The 15,855-nt window shown below is 55.0% G+C and carries 17 protein-coding genes; 9 read left to right on the top strand and 8 right to left on the bottom strand.

From position 1 onward, the window contains the following. Positions 1-3 precede the first annotated feature (3 nt). From AC0XWG_RS16770 to pabB, 4 genes are all read right to left on the bottom strand, one after another. Complete coding sequence (locus AC0XWG_RS16770; RefSeq protein WP_128347534.1) at positions 4-1,602, bottom strand: EAL domain-containing protein; 1,599 nt, start codon at positions 1,600-1,602, stop codon at positions 4-6. Positions 1,603-1,733: 131 nt separating this feature from the next. Next, complete coding sequence (gene sdaA / locus AC0XWG_RS16775) at positions 1,734-3,098, bottom strand: L-serine ammonia-lyase (protein WP_023336071.1); 1,365 nt, start codon at positions 3,096-3,098, stop codon at positions 1,734-1,736. 185 nt (positions 3,099-3,283) lie between these two features. Further along, positions 3,284-3,862: a CoA pyrophosphatase gene (locus AC0XWG_RS16780; RefSeq protein WP_047652298.1), complete on the bottom strand. Its 579-nt coding sequence runs from the start codon at positions 3,860-3,862 to the stop codon at positions 3,284-3,286. A 6-nt stretch (positions 3,863-3,868) separates the two neighbouring features. Then, positions 3,869-5,194 carry an aminodeoxychorismate synthase component 1 gene (gene pabB / locus AC0XWG_RS16785; protein ID WP_128347607.1) on the bottom strand — a complete coding sequence of 442 codons (1,326 nt, stop codon included), beginning with the start codon at positions 5,192-5,194 and terminating at the stop codon, positions 3,869-3,871. Positions 5,195-5,255: 61 nt separating this feature from the next. On the opposite strand from pabB, the gene AC0XWG_RS16790 reads away from it, so the two are divergent. Next, positions 5,256-5,450, top strand: coding sequence for a YoaH family protein (locus AC0XWG_RS16790; protein WP_128347535.1), 195 nt, complete (start codon positions 5,256-5,258; stop codon positions 5,448-5,450). 5 nt (positions 5,451-5,455) lie between these two features. On the opposite strand, the gene AC0XWG_RS16795 is transcribed toward AC0XWG_RS16790, so the two are convergent. Next, positions 5,456-5,800 carry a RidA family protein gene (locus tag AC0XWG_RS16795; RefSeq protein WP_008500498.1) on the bottom strand — a complete coding sequence of 115 codons (345 nt, stop codon included), beginning with the start codon at positions 5,798-5,800 and terminating at the stop codon, positions 5,456-5,458. Positions 5,801-5,933: 133 nt separating this feature from the next. On the opposite strand from AC0XWG_RS16795, the gene AC0XWG_RS16800 reads away from it, so the two are divergent. From AC0XWG_RS16800 to rnd, 5 genes are all read left to right on the top strand, one after another. After that, positions 5,934-7,844, top strand: a complete 1,911-nt coding sequence (locus AC0XWG_RS16800; RefSeq protein ID WP_128347536.1) for a DNA repair helicase YoaA — start codon at positions 5,934-5,936, stop codon at positions 7,842-7,844. 66 nt (positions 7,845-7,910) lie between these two features. After that, complete coding sequence (gene tsaB, locus AC0XWG_RS16805; RefSeq protein ID WP_049008547.1) at positions 7,911-8,606, top strand: tRNA (adenosine(37)-N6)-threonylcarbamoyltransferase complex dimerization subunit type 1 TsaB; 696 nt, start codon at positions 7,911-7,913, stop codon at positions 8,604-8,606. 37 nt (positions 8,607-8,643) lie between these two features. Then, positions 8,644-9,225, top strand: coding sequence for a Slp family lipoprotein (locus AC0XWG_RS16810; RefSeq protein WP_028018678.1), 582 nt, complete (start codon positions 8,644-8,646; stop codon positions 9,223-9,225). Between the two features lie 203 nt (positions 9,226-9,428). Continuing rightward, a complete protein-coding gene (fadD, locus tag AC0XWG_RS16815; RefSeq protein WP_475680842.1) occupies positions 9,429-11,114 on the top strand; it encodes a long-chain-fatty-acid--CoA ligase FadD in 1,686 nt (561 codons plus the stop codon). A 71-nt stretch (positions 11,115-11,185) separates the two neighbouring features. Continuing rightward, positions 11,186-12,313: a ribonuclease D gene (gene rnd / locus AC0XWG_RS16820; protein WP_028018680.1), complete on the top strand. Its 1,128-nt coding sequence runs from the start codon at positions 11,186-11,188 to the stop codon at positions 12,311-12,313. Positions 12,314-12,386: 73 nt separating this feature from the next. On the opposite strand, the gene minE is transcribed toward rnd, so the two are convergent. The 3 genes from minE to minC are packed head-to-tail and all read right to left on the bottom strand — an operon-like array spanning position 12,387 to position 14,203. Beyond that, positions 12,387-12,656 carry a cell division topological specificity factor MinE gene (gene minE / locus AC0XWG_RS16825; protein WP_008500504.1) on the bottom strand — a complete coding sequence of 90 codons (270 nt, stop codon included), beginning with the start codon at positions 12,654-12,656 and terminating at the stop codon, positions 12,387-12,389. Between the two features lie 3 nt (positions 12,657-12,659). After that, positions 12,660-13,472 (bottom strand): septum site-determining protein MinD, encoded by an 813-nt coding sequence (gene minD, locus AC0XWG_RS16830; RefSeq protein ID WP_023312187.1) that lies wholly within the window; start codon positions 13,470-13,472, stop codon positions 12,660-12,662. Positions 13,473-13,495: 23 nt separating this feature from the next. Next, positions 13,496-14,203: a septum site-determining protein MinC gene (gene minC, locus AC0XWG_RS16835; protein ID WP_128347538.1), complete on the bottom strand. Its 708-nt coding sequence runs from the start codon at positions 14,201-14,203 to the stop codon at positions 13,496-13,498. A gap of 123 nt (positions 14,204-14,326) precedes the next feature. On the opposite strand from minC, the gene AC0XWG_RS16840 reads away from it, so the two are divergent. From AC0XWG_RS16840 to AC0XWG_RS16850, 3 genes are all read left to right on the top strand, one after another. Continuing rightward, positions 14,327-14,602, top strand: coding sequence for a YcgL domain-containing protein (locus AC0XWG_RS16840; protein WP_028018682.1), 276 nt, complete (start codon positions 14,327-14,329; stop codon positions 14,600-14,602). 47 nt (positions 14,603-14,649) lie between these two features. Next, a complete protein-coding gene (locus tag AC0XWG_RS16845) occupies positions 14,650-15,309 on the top strand; it encodes a fumarylacetoacetate hydrolase family protein (protein WP_028018683.1) in 660 nt (219 codons plus the stop codon). A 93-nt stretch (positions 15,310-15,402) separates the two neighbouring features. Then, the gene (locus AC0XWG_RS16850) at positions 15,403-15,843 is read left to right on the top strand and encodes a YcgN family cysteine cluster protein (RefSeq protein WP_049008556.1); all 441 of its coding nucleotides are present in this window, start codon (positions 15,403-15,405) and stop codon (positions 15,841-15,843) included. The last annotated feature ends 12 nt before the right edge of the window (positions 15,844-15,855 follow it).

A 15,855-nucleotide genomic window follows, 5' to 3' on the forward strand; every position in this document is an offset into this window, starting at 1 on the left:
TGCTTAACGTAACGGCATTAAAGGCACGATGTGTCCGTTATGGTGTGCTGGCGGGGGGGCGCTTCCCGCCAGCCATTGCGGAAAATCTCGCAGTGGCATAGGCCGCGCATAGAAAAACCCCTGCAGGACAGGTACCCCATGACGGCGTAAATACCGCGCCTGCTCCTCTGTCTCGACTCCTTCAGCAACCAGTTCGATATTCAGCCGCTGACCCAGAGCAATAATGATGTCTGTCACCGTTGAATTTACTGCATCAGTTCCAATTGCAGTGGTAAACGACCGATCAATTTTCAGAACGTCCGGGTGCAGTTTTTCAAGCCAGGAGAGGGAACTGTTCCCGGTGCCAAAATCGTCGATAGCGAGTTTCACCCCCTTACGATGGAGCTCACGCACAGTGCGATAATCCGCATCCAGCAACGCATCTCGTTCCGTTAATTCAATCACCAGTTGCTGGCGCGGGTGTGCGCTGAACCAGAAGTGGTTCAGATCCTGTATCAACACAGCGCGACGGAAATGGCTGGCGGCGACGTTAATCCCAATGTGGAAACCTGCGCTGGAAGGAAAGTAACCTATCTGGCGCACAGTTTCGGCGATGACGTAACGGGTCAGGGGAACAATCAGGTTGTGTTCTTCTGCCAGAGGAATAAACACTTCCGGGGAGATCCACCCCTGACGAGGGTTATTCCAGCGCAGCAGGATCTCAACGCCGGAGCACTCCTGAGTACGGGCATTCACCAGCGGCTGACAGAAAAGCTCAAATTCCCGCGCCGCAATCCCCATATCAATCTCCCATGTGAAGCTCATCCGGTTTGCCGTAGCGAGCCAGGCGAGATATCCCAGCAACAGGCTCAGCATTAACCCCAGCGGCAGTTGGGCTGGCAGGCTCTTTAAGGCGAGTTGTCCAGGACCCGGCCCGCTTACTGTAATGGAGAAAGGATTACGGATTGATGACTGCTGGAAAATAGCGCCATCTTCATCAAATGTCAGGCTATCAGTGACGCGTTGACCATAACGCAGGAAGCGATCGCCCACGGTCAGCGCCACGTCATCGATCAGCGGACGCTGGGGTTCCAGTATCATTTTGGTGATCAGATCAATATTGATGATTTCAATAACGCCATCTTCACCGTCACCGGAAACAGGGTACCACTGGATCAAAATCGGACTGCCCTTAAGCAGCCACTGGTCGGTCGATAAAATCAACTTCGTCGTATTGGCGGGTAATTCTTTCAGGAAATCACGAACCGGCACATCGCGGCTACCGAAAATACTGGAGCAATAGAGAATACCGTCTTTAATCAGGGCAATGGAGCGCACGGTCTGCAAAATGGCTGCCTGCTTTCGCAGAGCAAGGTGCACCTGAGGGCAGGGTTGACCCACGAGGGACTGCAGCACCTTGCGACGGTTTTCTAATGAAAGCAGTATGTTATCAAGGGAGCGAACGGTATGGCTGGTAAAATCGAGGATCCGCTGTTGGTTGACGTTCCGCTGCGAAATAAAGCGAATACCTAATGTCAGGATGAGCGTGAGGAGCGCGACCGTCACACAGACGATAACGCGTTTTCGGCGATAGTTTTTAATGATCGTTTGTGCTGTTTGCATGAACGGGCGCCTGATAAGCCACCAGCCACAAAAGCCGGACGCAACAGTACAAAGTGTAGTGGTGAAAGCAGAAGGAGACGAGAAACAGGAGGGAAATTCGCCCATCCGTTGCAGATGGGCGAAAGAGAGTATTAGTCGCACTGCACCTTAATAGCCAGGCCACCACGGGACGTTTCACGGTATTTCGCGTTCATGTCTTTGCCCGTTTCGTACATGGTTTCAATCACCTTATCCAGCGATACGCGAGGTTCGCTGGTACGGCGCATCGCCATGCGCGAGGCGTTGATGGCTTTCACTGAGGCAATCGCGTTACGCTCGATGCACGGTACCTGCACCTGGCCCGCGACCGGGTCACAGGTCAGACCGAGGTTATGCTCCATACCGATTTCAGCCGCCACACAGACCTGCTCAGGGCTTGCTCCCAACAGCTCTGCCAGACCGGCTGCCGCCATCGAACAGGCCACACCCACTTCACCCTGACAACCGACTTCAGCGCCAGAAATTGAGGCGTTCATTTTGTACAGCGCACCGATGGCACCTGCCGCCAGGAAATAACGGATGTAGATGTCCGGGGTCACGGGCTCAATAAAGTGATCGTAGTAGGCCAGCACCGCCGGAACGATGCCACACGCGCCGTTGGTTGGCGCAGTCACGACACGACCCCCTGCGGCGTTTTCTTCGTTAACCGCCAGGGCAAACATGTTTACCCAGTCGACCACGTTCATCGGGTCGTTGGAGAACTTGTCCGTGGTCACCAGCATACGGCGCAGGGCGGATGCACGACGCGGCACGCGGAGCGGACCCGGCAGAACGCCTTCGGTGTTCATCCCGCGATCGATACAGGCGCGCATGGTTTGCCACACGTTCGCAAAATAGTCTTCAATCTCTTTTTTGCTGTGCAGTGCCAGTTCGTTCTGCATCACCATACCGGACAGTGAAAGACCGGTCTCTTTGCAGTAACCCAGCATTTCGGTAGCCGATTTGAACGGGTACGGTACGTTGACGTCGCCGACGCTGTCTTTACCAAAATGCTCTTCATCGACGATAAAGCCACCGCCGATGGAGTAGTAGGTTTTGCTGTAAATCTCTTTTTCACCGCTATAAGCGTGAATGGTCATGCCGTTTTCATGCAGCGGCAGGTTGTCGCTACGAAAACGCATGCCATCATCCTGCGGGAAATCGACTTCCTGCTGGCCGTTGGCCAGCAGCAGGCGGCCACGTGTTTCCACGTCGCGAATGAATGCCGGGATGGCATCAATATCAACGGTATCTGGCATATTGCCTGCCAGACCCATAATAATGGCGATATCGGTGTGGTGGCCTTTACCCGTTAATGACAGTGAGCCGTAAACATCCACGGCGACACGGGTAACGCTTTCCAGTAATCCTTTTTCGACCAGATCATCGACGAACTGTTTACCGGCCTTCATCGGGCCAACAGTATGGGAAGACGAAGGGCCAATTCCCACTTTGAACATGTCGAATATACTAATCACTTTCACACTCCTGACAGGGTTACCGGGGTTCCAGTAACGATGTTATAACTGCGCATAGTGTAAGAGGGAACACCGACCTCGGCTTAACTATTCACATGAATTAAACTAATGGTTAACGATGGGTTTTGCTAATAGCGCGACGCAGATCGCAAACCTGGCAGAAGAGGGTGGAATGTAAAGTATAGTCAAGGCTTCAGGCCGATTTGCAACGCCAGCTCACGAATAATCCCCGCCGTCATGCCCCAGACAAAATAATGCTGATACCAGGACAACCAGACCCGATGGTCATGTCCGCGACGCTGAATATCCAGCGGGTGATAACGACTCAGTCGAAGGGCTTCATCCAGCGGCATTTCAAACACCGCGGAAACTTCATCAACGCTGGCGTGATACTGCAGGCCCGGCGGGATAATGCCAACCACTGGCGTGACCTGAAACCCGGTGACACTGTCGACGGGCGGCAGCACGCCGATAACCTCCACCGCCTCTGGCGGAATGGCAACCTCTTCCTGCGCCTCCCGCAGCGCGGCGGCAATCAGCGAGGCGTCGGAACTGTCGACTGCGCCTCCTGGAAAGGCGACCTGACCCGCGTGCTTACGTAAATGGGGAGAACGCTGGGTGAGCAGCAGGCCCGGCTGCGCGCGACGCACGACCGGGATCAGTACGGCTGCCTGACGCTGATTAAGCGCTTCGCGGTTGACCTGCGGCCGTAATAGCTGAAAACGTGATAAAAAGTCATCCAGCGTCAGGTTCTCTTTTTCCACCCGAGATTACTCCAGTTGTTTCAGGATACGGTTAACTTTATCAAAGGTTTCCTGATATTCCGCATCGACCTGGCTATCGGCAACAATGCCGCCTCCGGCCGAACAGTAAAGATTTCCGTTGCAGGCCGTCAGCGTGCGGATCGTGATGCTGGTATCCAGCGTGCCACAGAGGCTGATATAGCCAATGCTACCGCACCAGGCGTTGCGGCGGTGCGGTTCCAGTTCATCAATAATCTCCATGGCCCGCACTTTGGGTGCGCCGGTGATGGAACCGCCAGGAAACGCGGCGCGGAGCAGATCGCAGGCGGTGCGAGAAGTGGGCAGACGCGCGGTAATGGTACTGACCAGATGATGCACCGCCGGGAAAGGTTCGACGACAAACAGTTCCGGCACGCGTACGCTGCCCGCAACGGCCACCCGGCCTATATCGTTACGCATGAGATCAACAATCATCAGGTTTTCGGCGCGGTCCTTCGGTGAGGTGGCCAGTTTTTCTGCCTGCTGACGATCGGCGTCGGGATCGGTAAGACGCGGCAATGTGCCTTTAATCGGACGGGTTTGGATCGTACCCTCTGCCAGATGAATAAAGCGCTCAGGCGACAAGCTGAGTATTGCCCCCTGTTTCAGGCGAATAAACGCGCTGAACGGTGCCCGGTTAGTGGCATTGAGGCGGGTAAATGCCTGCCATTCATCGCCTTCATAAGTCGCCTGGAAACGCTGGGCAAGGTTAACCTGGTAGCAGTCACCGCTTTGCAGATACGCCTGAACGCGCGAGAATTTTTCGGCATAATCCGCGGCGCTCATATTCGAGCGCCAGTCGGAGGTCAGCATGAACGTCTCTGCGGGTGCAGCCTGTTGCGCCTCTAGCCAGTCCAGACGCGCCTGCACGTCACGATGGCTCAGCAGGGAAACCGTTTTTTTCTGGTGATCAACAATTAACGCCCAGTCATACAGCCCCACGGCCATGTCGGGCAGGGAAATATCAGCCTGCGCATGTTCAGGTAGCGTTTCGAAACGACGACCCAGATCGTAGCCAAACAGGCCCAGCGCGCCACCCTGAAAAGGGAGGTCCGGGTTGGGGGTGGCAGATAAGCCCAGCGCGTTAATTTCTTGCTGAAGCTGCATCAGCGGATCGTCGGTTAACGGCAGGTCATCGGTTGTCAGCGTCTTGACGGGATCGGCGACCAGAATATCGAAGCGGCTGTACGGGTGGTCCGCATAGCCGGAGTGCAGCAGCATCGCAAACGGAAGATGGCTCAAGCGAGCAAACCAGAATTCAGCGGCGTCCGTACGCCAGGGCAGGGTAATAACAGTGGGGAAGCGCATGTTCATGTGTGGCATACTACCGGGCAGCGTGAAATAATTAGCGCCAATAATTTAGCAGGAGTTGACGATGTTTGCAGGTTTACCTTCTCTGAGCCATGAACAGCAGCAGAAAGCGGTTGAGCGAATTCAGGAGTTAATGTCCCAGGGGATGAGCAGCGGGCAGGCGATTGCCCAGGTGGCGGAGGAACTGCGCGCCACCCATACCGGCGAGCGGATCGTGGCGCGTTTTGAGGATGAAGATGAAGATGAAGATGAAGAATAACCGGCTTACACTGCCGCGATAATCTTAATCTCAACCTTGTATTCCGGTTTCATCAGCGTGGCCTGTACGGTGCAGCGTACAGGCGCGTGACCCGCCACAACCCACGCATCCCAGGCTTTGTTCATCGCCGCAAAATCGTCTTTGTTTGCCAGGAAAATGGTCGCATCCAGAATGCGGGATTTGTCACTGCCCTGTTTTTCCAGCACCGCGTCAATCTGCGCCAGGGTATTTGCCGTCTGCTCGAATGCATCTGCGTCCAGGTTAGCCGGTACGCCGGTGTAGTAGAGCGTCTGGTTATGGATCACCACATCAGACCAGCGGGCTTCGGCATCAATGCGCACAATTGTCATAAACGTTTCCTCGTTATTTTTCGTCATCAGGCGGCAAGACTGCCATATTGTTCCGCTGTCGTCACTATTTGGGGTGGCACTGGAGAGAAGGGGCTGACATAATCCCTGTGCAAAAATACAGTGAGAGAACAACGTGGCAGACGATTTTTCCCCTGAAGGTCAATTAGCACAGGCCATCCCTGGTTTCAAACCGCGTGAACCACAGCGTCAGATGGCGCACGCCGTTGCACGCGCCATCGATAAGGCTCAGCCGCTGGTGGTCGAAGCCGGAACCGGCACGGGGAAAACGTACGCGTATCTCGCTCCGGCGCTGCGCGCGAAAAAGAAGGTGATCATTTCCACCGGGTCGAAAGCGCTGCAGGATCAGCTCTACAGCCGCGATTTACCCACCGTGGCAAAAGCGCTGAAATACAAAGGCCGTCTGGCCTTGCTGAAGGGGCGCTCCAACTATCTTTGTCTGGAACGTCTTGAGCAGCAGGCGCTGGCGGGCGGCGATCTGCCGGTGCAAACCCTGAGTGACGTTATTATTCTTCGCGCCTGGGCGAACCAGACCGAAGAAGGGGATATCAGCACCTGCGCGAGCGTGCCTGAAGACTCTCCTGCCTGGCCACTGGTGACCAGTACTAACGATAACTGTCTTGGCAGCGACTGCCCGCTGTATAAAGACTGCTTTGTGGTGAAAGCGCGCAAAACGGCGATGGATGCCGATGTGGTGGTGGTTAACCACCATCTGTTTCTCGCCGATATGGTGGTCAAAGACAGCGGTTTCGGCGAGCTGATCCCCGAGGCGGACGTCATGATCTTCGATGAAGCCCACCAGTTACCGGATATCGCCAGCCAGTATTTCGGTCAGTCGCTCTCCAGCCGTCAGCTACTGGATCTGGCCAAAGATTTCACCATTGCTTACCGTACTGAATTAAAAGATACCCAGCAGCTACAGAAATGTGCCGACCGTCTGGCGCAAAGCGCGCAGGATTTTCGCTTACAGCTTGGCGAGCCGGGCTATCGTGGCAACCTGCGTGAATTGCTGGCTGACAAAAATATCCAGCGCGCACTGCTGCTGCTGGATGATGCCCTTGAGCTCTGTTACGACGTGGCAAAACTGTCGCTCGGACGCTCCGCGCTGCTGGATGCCGCCTTCGAGCGCGCCACGCTCTATCGCGGGCGGCTTAAACGGCTGAAAGAGATTAACCAGCCGGGTTTCAGCTACTGGTATGAGTGTACCTCACGTCATTTCACCCTCGCCCTGACACCGCTTACCGTAGCGGATAAATTCAAAGAGGTGATGGCGCAAAAACCGGGAAGCTGGATCTTCACCTCGGCAACGCTTTCGGTGAATGACGATTTGCACCACTTTACCGAGCGTCTGGGTATCGAACAGGCGGAGTCGATGCTGCTGCCAAGCCCGTTCGATTACGAAAAACAGGCGCTGCTCTGCGTGCCGCGCAATTTGCCATTACCGAATCAGCCCGGTGCAGCCCGTCACCTGGCGGCGATGTTAAAACCGATGATTGAGGCCAACAATGGCCGCTGCTTTATGCTCTGCACTTCTCACGCCATGATGAGAGACCTGGCTGAGCAGTTCCGTGCCACCATGACCTTGCCAGTGCTGTTACAGGGTGAAACCAGCAAAGGGCAACTGCTGCAGCAGTTTGTCAGCGCCGGTAATGCCCTCCTTGTGGCCACCAGCAGCTTCTGGGAAGGGGTGGATGTGCGCGGGGACACGCTCTCGCTGGTGATTATTGATAAACTGCCGTTTACCTCTCCGGACGATCCGCTGCTGAAAGCGCGCATGGAAGATTGCCGCCTGCGCGGAGGCGATCCGTTTGATGAAGTCCAGCTGCCGGATGCGGTTATCACCCTTAAGCAAGGGGTAGGGCGATTGATCCGCGACGTGACCGACCGCGGTGTGCTGGTCATCTGCGATAACCGGCTGGTGATGCGCCCGTATGGTGCCACTTTCCTTGCAAGCCTGCCGCCCGCGCCGCGCACGCGGGACATAAAACGCGCGGTGCGTTTCCTCGCAAACCCAACGGCGGAGTAATTTGCCCCGGAGTGTGCTAAGATGCGCGCCATTTTGTGACTGACCCTTGCGAGAGCGCGACAACTGATGCGAATTCTGGCTATTGATACCGCTACAGAGGCCTGTTCCGTTGCCCTGTGGGACGACGGTACTATCTCTGCCCATTTCGAAGAGTGCCCACGGGAACACACCCAACGCATTCTGCCCCTGGTAAAAGCGATTTTAACCCAGGGCAACACCTCCTTAACCGACCTCGATGCGCTGGCCTTTGGCCGTGGCCCTGGCAGCTTTACGGGCGTACGCATCGGGATTGGCATTGCGCAGGGGCTGGCGTTGGGCGCTGCGCTGCCGATGATCGGCGTCTCTACTCTCGCCACCATGGCGCAGGGTGCATGGCGCATGACCGGAGCAACGCGCGTGCTGGCCGCGATTGATGCCCGCATGGGTGAAGTCTACTGGGCCGAATATACGCGCGATGAAAACGGCGTGTGGCACGGTGAAGAGACGGAAGCCGTGCTTAAGCCGGAAGCGGTCACTGAAAGGCTGCAACAGTTGTCCGGTGAATGGGCGACCGTTGGCACCGGCTGGCCTGCGTGGCCCGAGATGGCGCACGATACCGGGGTGACGCTGGTAGACGGCAACATGCTGCTGCCGGCTGCGGAAGATATGCTTCCGATTGCCTGCCAGCTGCTCGCAGAAGGAAAAACCGTTGCCGTTGAACACGCGGAGCCGGTTTATTTGCGAAACACCGTCGCGTGGAAGAAACTTCCGGGCCGCGAGTGAATCTCAGTAACAGGAACTGAGAAAAAGGAGTCGCATCATGGCGGTTCAGACCAAAGTAGTACGCCTTATTATGGCAGGCGCAGTTGCCATAGCACTGAGCGGATGCGTTTCCGTTCCTGATGCGATTAAGGGCAGCAGCCCAACGCCACAGCAGGATCTGGTTCGGGTGATGAATGCGCCTGAGCTGTACGTCGGCCAGGAAGCCCGCTTTGGCGGCAAGGTGATCGACGTGCAAAATCAGCAGGGGAAAACCCGTCTGGAGATCGCGACCGTCCCGCTGGACAGCGGTGCAAGGCCTGTTCTGGGTGAAGCCTCTCGCGGACGTATTTATGCGGACGTCAGTGGTTTCCTTGACCCGGTCGATTTTCGCGGGCAGCTGGTGACCGTCGTCGGGCCAATTACCGGTGCCGTGCAGGGCAAAATCGGCAACACGCCGTACAAATTCATGACCATGCAGGTTAACGGGTATAAACGCTGGCGGCTGGCACAGCAGGTGATCATGCCGCCTCAGCCGATCGACCCGTGGATGTGGGGGCCGCATCCTTATCGTTATGGCTACCCGGGTTGGGGTTGGTATAACCCAGGACCTGCACAGGTACAGACTATCGTTACTGAGTAACTTACTGTTATTGTTGGAAAAGAGACAGCGGCTCAGCCGCTGTCTCTGTTTTTTTACGGACAAGACGAAAAAAAAGAGTGACGCGCTTCGCAACCTTAAATCTGAACAATTAATAAACTGGTACGCTGAGTTAATATAATGTTAACAAACTGTTTATTATCGGGGTTGTGATGACGACGAACACTCATTTCAGAGGTGATGCATTGAAGAAGGTTTGGCTTAACCGTTATCCCGCAGATGTTCCTGCCGAGATCAATCCTGACCGTTATCAATCCCTGGTTGAATTATTTGAACACTCGGTAAGGCGTTATGCCGATCAACCCGCTTTCGTGAACATGGGCGAGGTGATGACGTTCCGTAAACTTGAGGAGCGTAGCCGGGCGTTTGCCGCGTATCTGCAGGAAGGGCTGGGGCTGCAAAAAGGGGACCGCGTCGCGCTGATGATGCCGAACCTGCTGCAATACCCGGTGGCGCTGTTCGGTATCCTGCGAGCCGGGATGATTGTCGTCAACGTTAACCCGTTGTACACGCCGCGTGAGCTGGAACACCAGCTGAACGACAGCGGCGCGGCGGCGATAGTGATTGTCTCTAACTTTGCCCACACGCTGGAAAAAGTGGTCGATAAAACCCAGGTTAAGCATGTCATCCTGACGCGTATGGGGGATCAACTCTCCACCGCCAAAGGCACGCTGGTTAACTTTGTCATCAAATACGTCAAACGCCTGGTGCCAAAATACCATCTGCCGGATGCTATCTCCTTCCGCCGTGCGCTCCATGCGGGCTATCGTATGCAGTATGTGAAACCCGACGTGGTGGCAGAAGATCTTGCGTTTCTGCAATACACAGGCGGGACTACCGGCGTGGCGAAAGGCGCGATGCTGACCCACCGTAACATGCTGGCTAACCTTGAACAGGTGAACGCCACTTACGGGCCACTGCTGCATCCGGGCAAAGAGGTGGTGATCACCGCGCTTCCGCTGTATCACATCTTTGCGCTGACCATGAACTGCCTGCTGTTTATTGAGCTGGGTGGTCAGAACATCCTCATCACCAACCCGCGCGATATCCCGGGCCTGGTGAAAGAGCTGGCAAAATATCCGTTCACCGCCATGACCGGGGTGAATACCCTGTTTAACGCGCTGCTTAATAACAAAGAGTTCCAGCAGCTGGATTTCTCCACGCTGCATCTCTCTGCGGGCGGCGGCATGCCGGTTCAGCAGGCGGTCGCCGAGCGCTGGGTCAAACTCACCGGTCAGTATTTGCTGGAGGGCTACGGCCTGACGGAATGTGCTCCGCTGGTTAGCGTCAATCCACATGATATCGACTACCACAGCGGTAGCATTGGTCTGCCAGTGCCTTCGACAGAAGCCAAACTGGTCGATGATGACGATAACGAAGTTGCACCGGGCGAGCCGGGAGAACTGTGTGTCAAAGGGCCACAGGTGATGTTGGGTTACTGGCAGCGTCCCGATGCGACCGACGAAATCATCAAAGACGGCTGGCTGCACACGGGTGACATCGCAGTGATGGATGACGAGGGCTTCCTGCGCATCGTTGACCGTAAGAAAGATATGATCCTGGTGTCCGGGTTCAACGTCTATCCGAACGAGATCGAAGATGTCGTCATGCAGCACAGCGGCGTACTCGAAGTGGCGGCGGTAGGGGTTCCTTCCGGCAGCAGTGGTGAAGCAGTCAAAATTTTTGTGGTCAAGAAGGATCACTCTCTCACCGAGGAGGAGCTGGTAACGTTCTGTCGTCGCCAACTGACGGGCTACAAGGTACCGAAGCTGGTTGAATTCCGCGATGAGTTGCCGAAATCCAACGTCGGAAAGATATTACGACGAGAATTACGTGACGAAGCCCGTGGCAAAGTAGACAATAAGGCCTGAGCTTCACGCTAATCGCCCAGACGCCGGTTAAGCCGGCGTTTTTTATGGGCGCAAACAAAAGAGAACCCGTTTTGAATTACCAGATGATCACGACCAATGACGAGCTGGCTTCGCTGTGCGAAGTGACGCGCGACTTTCCTGCCATTGCCCTGGATACCGAGTTTGTTCGTACCCGGACGTACTATCCGCAGCTGGGTTTGATTCAGATGTTCGACGGTAAACATGTGTCGCTGATCGATCCTCTCGGTATTACCGACTGGACGCCGATGCGTGACCTGCTGCTCGATACTGCCGTGACGAAATACCTGCACGCAGGCAGTGAAGATCTGGAAGTATTTCTCAACACGTTTGGCATCATGCCACAGCCGTTGATTGATACGCAGATCCTGGCGGCATTCAGCAATCGTCCGCTCTCATGGGGCTTTGCTGCTATGGTAGAGGAGTATACGGGCCTGACGCTGGACAAAAGCGAATCCCGTACTGACTGGTTGGCGCGCCCTCTGACTGAGCGTCAGCTGGAATACGCGGCAGCCGACGTATTTTATCTGCTGCCTATTGCCGGACAGCTGATGAAAGAGGCGGAAGCTTCAGGCTGGCTGGCTGCGGCCCTGGATGAGTGTCGTATGGCGCAGCAACGTCGTCAGGAAGTGGTTGACCCGAAAGACGCCTGGCGCGATATCAGTAATGCCTGGCAGTTGCGTACGCGTCAGCTGGCGTGCCTGCAGCTGTTAGCGGACTGGCGTCTGCGCAAAGCCCGCGAGCGCGATCTTGCCGTTAACTTTGTAGTTCGCGAAGAACATCTCTGGGCGGTCGCGCGCTATATGCCTGGCAGCATGGGCGAGCTGGACAGCATTGGGCTTTCGGGCAGCGAAATCCGTTTCCACGGCAAAACCCTGTTGGCGCTGGTCGCAAAAGCGCAGGAGCTGCCGGAAGATGCGTTGCCGGAACCGCTGCTGAATCTGATGGATATGCCGGGCTACCGTAAAGCGTTTAAGGATATCAAAGCGCTGGTGCAGGTCGTCGCAACGGAAAGCAAACTGAGTGCGGAACTGCTCGCCTCACGCCGACAGATTAACCAGCTGCTGAACTGGCACTGGAAGCTGAAACCGCAAAATGGTTTGCCGGAAATGGTGGCAGGATGGCGCGGAGAATTGATGGCCGATCGCCTGAATACGCTGCTGGAAGGGTATCCGCGCTAATAAATATGCCGGGTGAAATACCCGGCATATTCCCCCGGCGGCGCTGCGCTTACCGGGCTACAAAATCACAAACCTACGGACGTGACTCTTCCGCTTCCGGAAGCGTAACGTTCAGCTCCAGAATCGAAATATCCCCGTCTTTCTGCTCCAGCTGTACGGTGACCATCTCCGGGTCAATCTGCACATACTTACAGATCACTTCCAGGATATCCTTACGCAGCTGCGGCAGGTAATGAGGCTCGGCGTCGCTACGACGGCGCTCCGCCACGATAATTTGCAGACGTTCTTTAGCGATGTTGGCGGTGTTCTTTTTCCGCGAGAGAAAAAAGTCCAGTAATGCCATAACTTATCCTCCGAACAGGCGTTTGAGGAAACCTTTCTTCTCTTCTTCAATGAAGCGGAAAGGACGTTCTTCTCCCAGCAGACGGTCAACAGTATCAGCATACGCTTTACCTGCATCTGCCATTGTATCAAGGATCACTGGCTCGCCCTGGTTAGAAGCGCGTAACACGGACTGATCTTCCGGGATAACGCCTACCAGTTTGATGCGCAGGATCTCCAGCACGTCTTCCATGCTCAGCATGTCACCTTTGTTCACGCGGCCAGGGTTGTAGCGGGTGAGCAGCAGGTGTTCTTTAATCGGGTCTTCGCCATTTTCCGCACGACGGGATTTAGAGGCGAGGATCCCCAGAATGCGGTCTGAGTCACGCACGGATGAAACTTCAGGGTTGGTGGTGATGATCGCTTCATCAGCGAAGTAGAGCGCCATCAGGGCACCGGTTTCGATGCCGGCAGGGGAGTCGCAGACAATGAAGTCGAAATCCATTTTTTTCAGATCGTCGAGCACCTTTTCCACCCCTTCACGGGTCAGCGCGTCTTTGTCACGCGTCTGAGAGGCCGGAAGAATGTAGAGGTTCTCGGTGCGCTTGTCTTTAATCATCGCCTGGTTCAGCGTGGCATCGCCCTGAATGACGTTCACGAAGTCATACACGACGCGACGCTCACATCCCATGATCAGGTCGAGGTTACGCAGACCGATATCGAAGTCGATAACGATGGTTTTCTTTCCCTTCTGGGCCAAACCAGTAGCGATGGCCGCGCTGGAGGTGGTCTTGCCAACGCCTCCTTTACCCGAAGTAACAACAATAATGCGTGCCATAGAAATTCCTTGTTAAAAAGGGATCAATTCAACGGTTGAACGGTCAACGCGTCGTCTGCCAGAAGCAGGCGAGCCGCTTTGCCATAAAATTCGGCTGGGATCTTGTCGCTCAGCCAATATTCACCTGCGATGGACACCAGTTCCGCCGTCAGGTGAGTACAAAATATTTGCGCATCCCGATCGCCACTTGCTCCCGCGAGCGCGCGTCCACGCATCATACCGTAAACGTGAATATTGCCATCTGCAATCAGCTCTGCGCCAGCACTGACGTGGCTTGTAACAATCAGATCACAGTTTGGTGCATAAATGCGCTGACCGGAACGAACCGGTACATCAATCATTCGCGTTTTTGTGACGGGGGTAACGTTTTGCACCACGGAAGGGGGCGTCTGGACGGCAACAGGTGCTGCACGTGAGGCTTTTTCTTTGCCCTCAGTCAGAAGTGGCAGCCCCGCACGGTCAATTTCCGCTTTCAACTCAGCATCTTTGCAGCCGCTGATGCCCACAATACGCAGACCGGTCGAGGAGACGGCTTGCTGGAGAAGTTTCCAGTTAACCGGTGCTTCAAGCGCGCTGACATTGATAACAACAGGGGCATGTTTCAGAAAAGCGGGAGCCTGGGCGATTTTGTCTTCTAACGCCTGACGAATAACCTCGGGTTTTGCATCATGCAAATGTACCACTGATAAGGTGAAGCTACTGCCTTTAAGCTCGATGGGCGTGTTTGACATCCTGGCCTTACTCAATTTGCTATTAACCGCAACCACTCGCTGCGATATTCCGAAGAGTATCAGGCATGTTATAGTCAGGAGTATATTGAGGCAAGCAACCACCCATTAATTCAGAGTAAAAACATGTTTTGTGTGATCTACAGAAGTACAAGTCGTGACCAGACCTATCTTTATGTCGAAAAGAAAGACGATTTTTCCCGCGTGCCTGAAGAATTAATGAAAAGCTTTGGCCGACCGCAGCTGGCGATGCTGCTGCCGCTGGATGGTCGTAAGACGCTGGTGAATGCCGATCTGGAAAAAGTGAAAACGGCATTAACCGAGCAGGGCTATTATTTACAGCTTCCGCCGCCGCCCGAAAATTTATTAAAACAGCATCTTGAGGCGAACGGAAAAAAATAGTCTCAACTGTTTTTGGACACAACACATCAACCGTTTAGGGGTCGACCATGTATCAACATCATAACTGGCAAGGTGCATTACTGGATTATCCCGTCAGCAAAGTGGTTTGCGTGGGCAGCAACTATGCAAAACATATTCAGGAGATGGGCAGCGCGACGCCAGAAGAGCCGGTTCTGTTCATTAAGCCAGAAACGGCGCTTTGTGATATCCGTCAACCGCTGGCGTTGCCGCAGGGGTTGGGTTCAGTCCACCACGAAGTCGAACTCGCCGTGCTGATCGGCGCGACGCTGCGTCAGGCCTCTGAAGAGCACGTGCAAAAAGCGATTGCTGGCTACGGCGTTGCGCTGGACCTCACGTTGCGTGATGTTCAGGGCAAAATGAAAAAAGCCGGGCAGCCGTGGGAAAAAGCCAAAGGGTTTGATAATTCCTGCCCGATCTCCGGTTTTGTGCCAGTGGGCGAGTTCACTGCTGACCCGCAGGATACGCCGCTTTCCCTGAAGGTTAATGGTGAATTCCGCCAGCAGGGAACCACCGCCGATATGATCCACAAGATCCTACCGCTGATTGCCTATATGAGCCGCTTCTTTACCCTGAAACCGGGTGATGTGATCCTGACAGGTACACCGGAAGGTGTTGGCCCGCTACTCAGCGGGGATGAGCTTGAGGTTGGTTTTAACGGCCTGTCGCTGAAAACCCGCGTGCTGTAACTGCATCTTGCCGCCTGAAGAGGGCGGCAAAACTTGCAACAACGTGCCAGACTCGTTATAAGGTGCGCTTTCTTTTGACGTGTGGACATCCTGATGAACGACATCCCTTTCTGGCAAAGCAAAACTCTTGATGACATGACTGACGCGGAATGGGAATCATTGTGCGACGGATGCGGGCAGTGCTGCCTGCACAAGCTGATGGATGAAGATTCTGACGAAATCTACTTCACCAACGTTGCCTGCAAACAGTTGAACATCAAAACCTGCCAGTGCCGTAACTATGAGCGTCGGTTCGAGTTTGAGCCGGACTGCATCAAATTAACCCGCGATAATCTGCCAACCTTCGAATGGCTGCCGCATACCTGCGCGTATCGCCTGCTGGCGGAAGGGAAAGGTTTACCGAACTGGCACCCGCTGCTGACGGGGTCGAAAGCGGCGATGCACGGTGAGCGCATTTCAGTGCGCCACATTGCGGTGAAAGAGTCCGAGGTTCGGGACTGGGAAGATCACATCATGAATCATCCCAACCGTTGAGTTGAAATAAAA

The sequence above is a fragment of the Enterobacter sp. DVT3837 genome, from assembly GCF_056238685.1.

What these genes read in the sequence shown, in the direction of transcription:
- minE (WP_008500504.1), bottom strand. Translation starts at nt 12,656, where the DNA reads ATGGCATTACTGGACTTTTTTCTCTCGCGGAAAAAGAACACCGCCAAC.
- AC0XWG_RS16790 (WP_128347535.1), top strand. Translation starts at nt 5,256, where the DNA reads ATGTTTGCAGGTTTACCTTCTCTGAGCCATGAACAGCAGCAGAAAGCG.
- AC0XWG_RS16850 (WP_049008556.1), top strand. Translation starts at nt 15,403, where the DNA reads ATGAACGACATCCCTTTCTGGCAAAGCAAAACTCTTGATGACATGACT.
- minC (WP_128347538.1), bottom strand. Translation starts at nt 14,203, where the DNA reads ATGTCAAACACGCCCATCGAGCTTAAAGGCAGTAGCTTCACCTTATCA.
- AC0XWG_RS16770 (WP_128347534.1), bottom strand. Translation starts at nt 1,602, where the DNA reads ATGCAAACAGCACAAACGATCATTAAAAACTATCGCCGAAAACGCGTT.
- AC0XWG_RS16795 (WP_008500498.1), bottom strand. Translation starts at nt 5,800, where the DNA reads ATGACAATTGTGCGCATTGATGCCGAAGCCCGCTGGTCTGATGTGGTG.
- tsaB (WP_049008547.1), top strand. Translation starts at nt 7,911, where the DNA reads ATGCGAATTCTGGCTATTGATACCGCTACAGAGGCCTGTTCCGTTGCC.
- AC0XWG_RS16840 (WP_028018682.1), top strand. Translation starts at nt 14,327, where the DNA reads ATGTTTTGTGTGATCTACAGAAGTACAAGTCGTGACCAGACCTATCTT.
- AC0XWG_RS16845 (WP_028018683.1), top strand. Translation starts at nt 14,650, where the DNA reads ATGTATCAACATCATAACTGGCAAGGTGCATTACTGGATTATCCCGTC.
- AC0XWG_RS16810 (WP_028018678.1), top strand. Translation starts at nt 8,644, where the DNA reads ATGGCGGTTCAGACCAAAGTAGTACGCCTTATTATGGCAGGCGCAGTT.
- pabB (WP_128347607.1), bottom strand. Translation starts at nt 5,194, where the DNA reads ATGAACATGCGCTTCCCCACTGTTATTACCCTGCCCTGGCGTACGGAC.
- minD (WP_023312187.1), bottom strand. Translation starts at nt 13,472, where the DNA reads ATGGCACGCATTATTGTTGTTACTTCGGGTAAAGGAGGCGTTGGCAAG.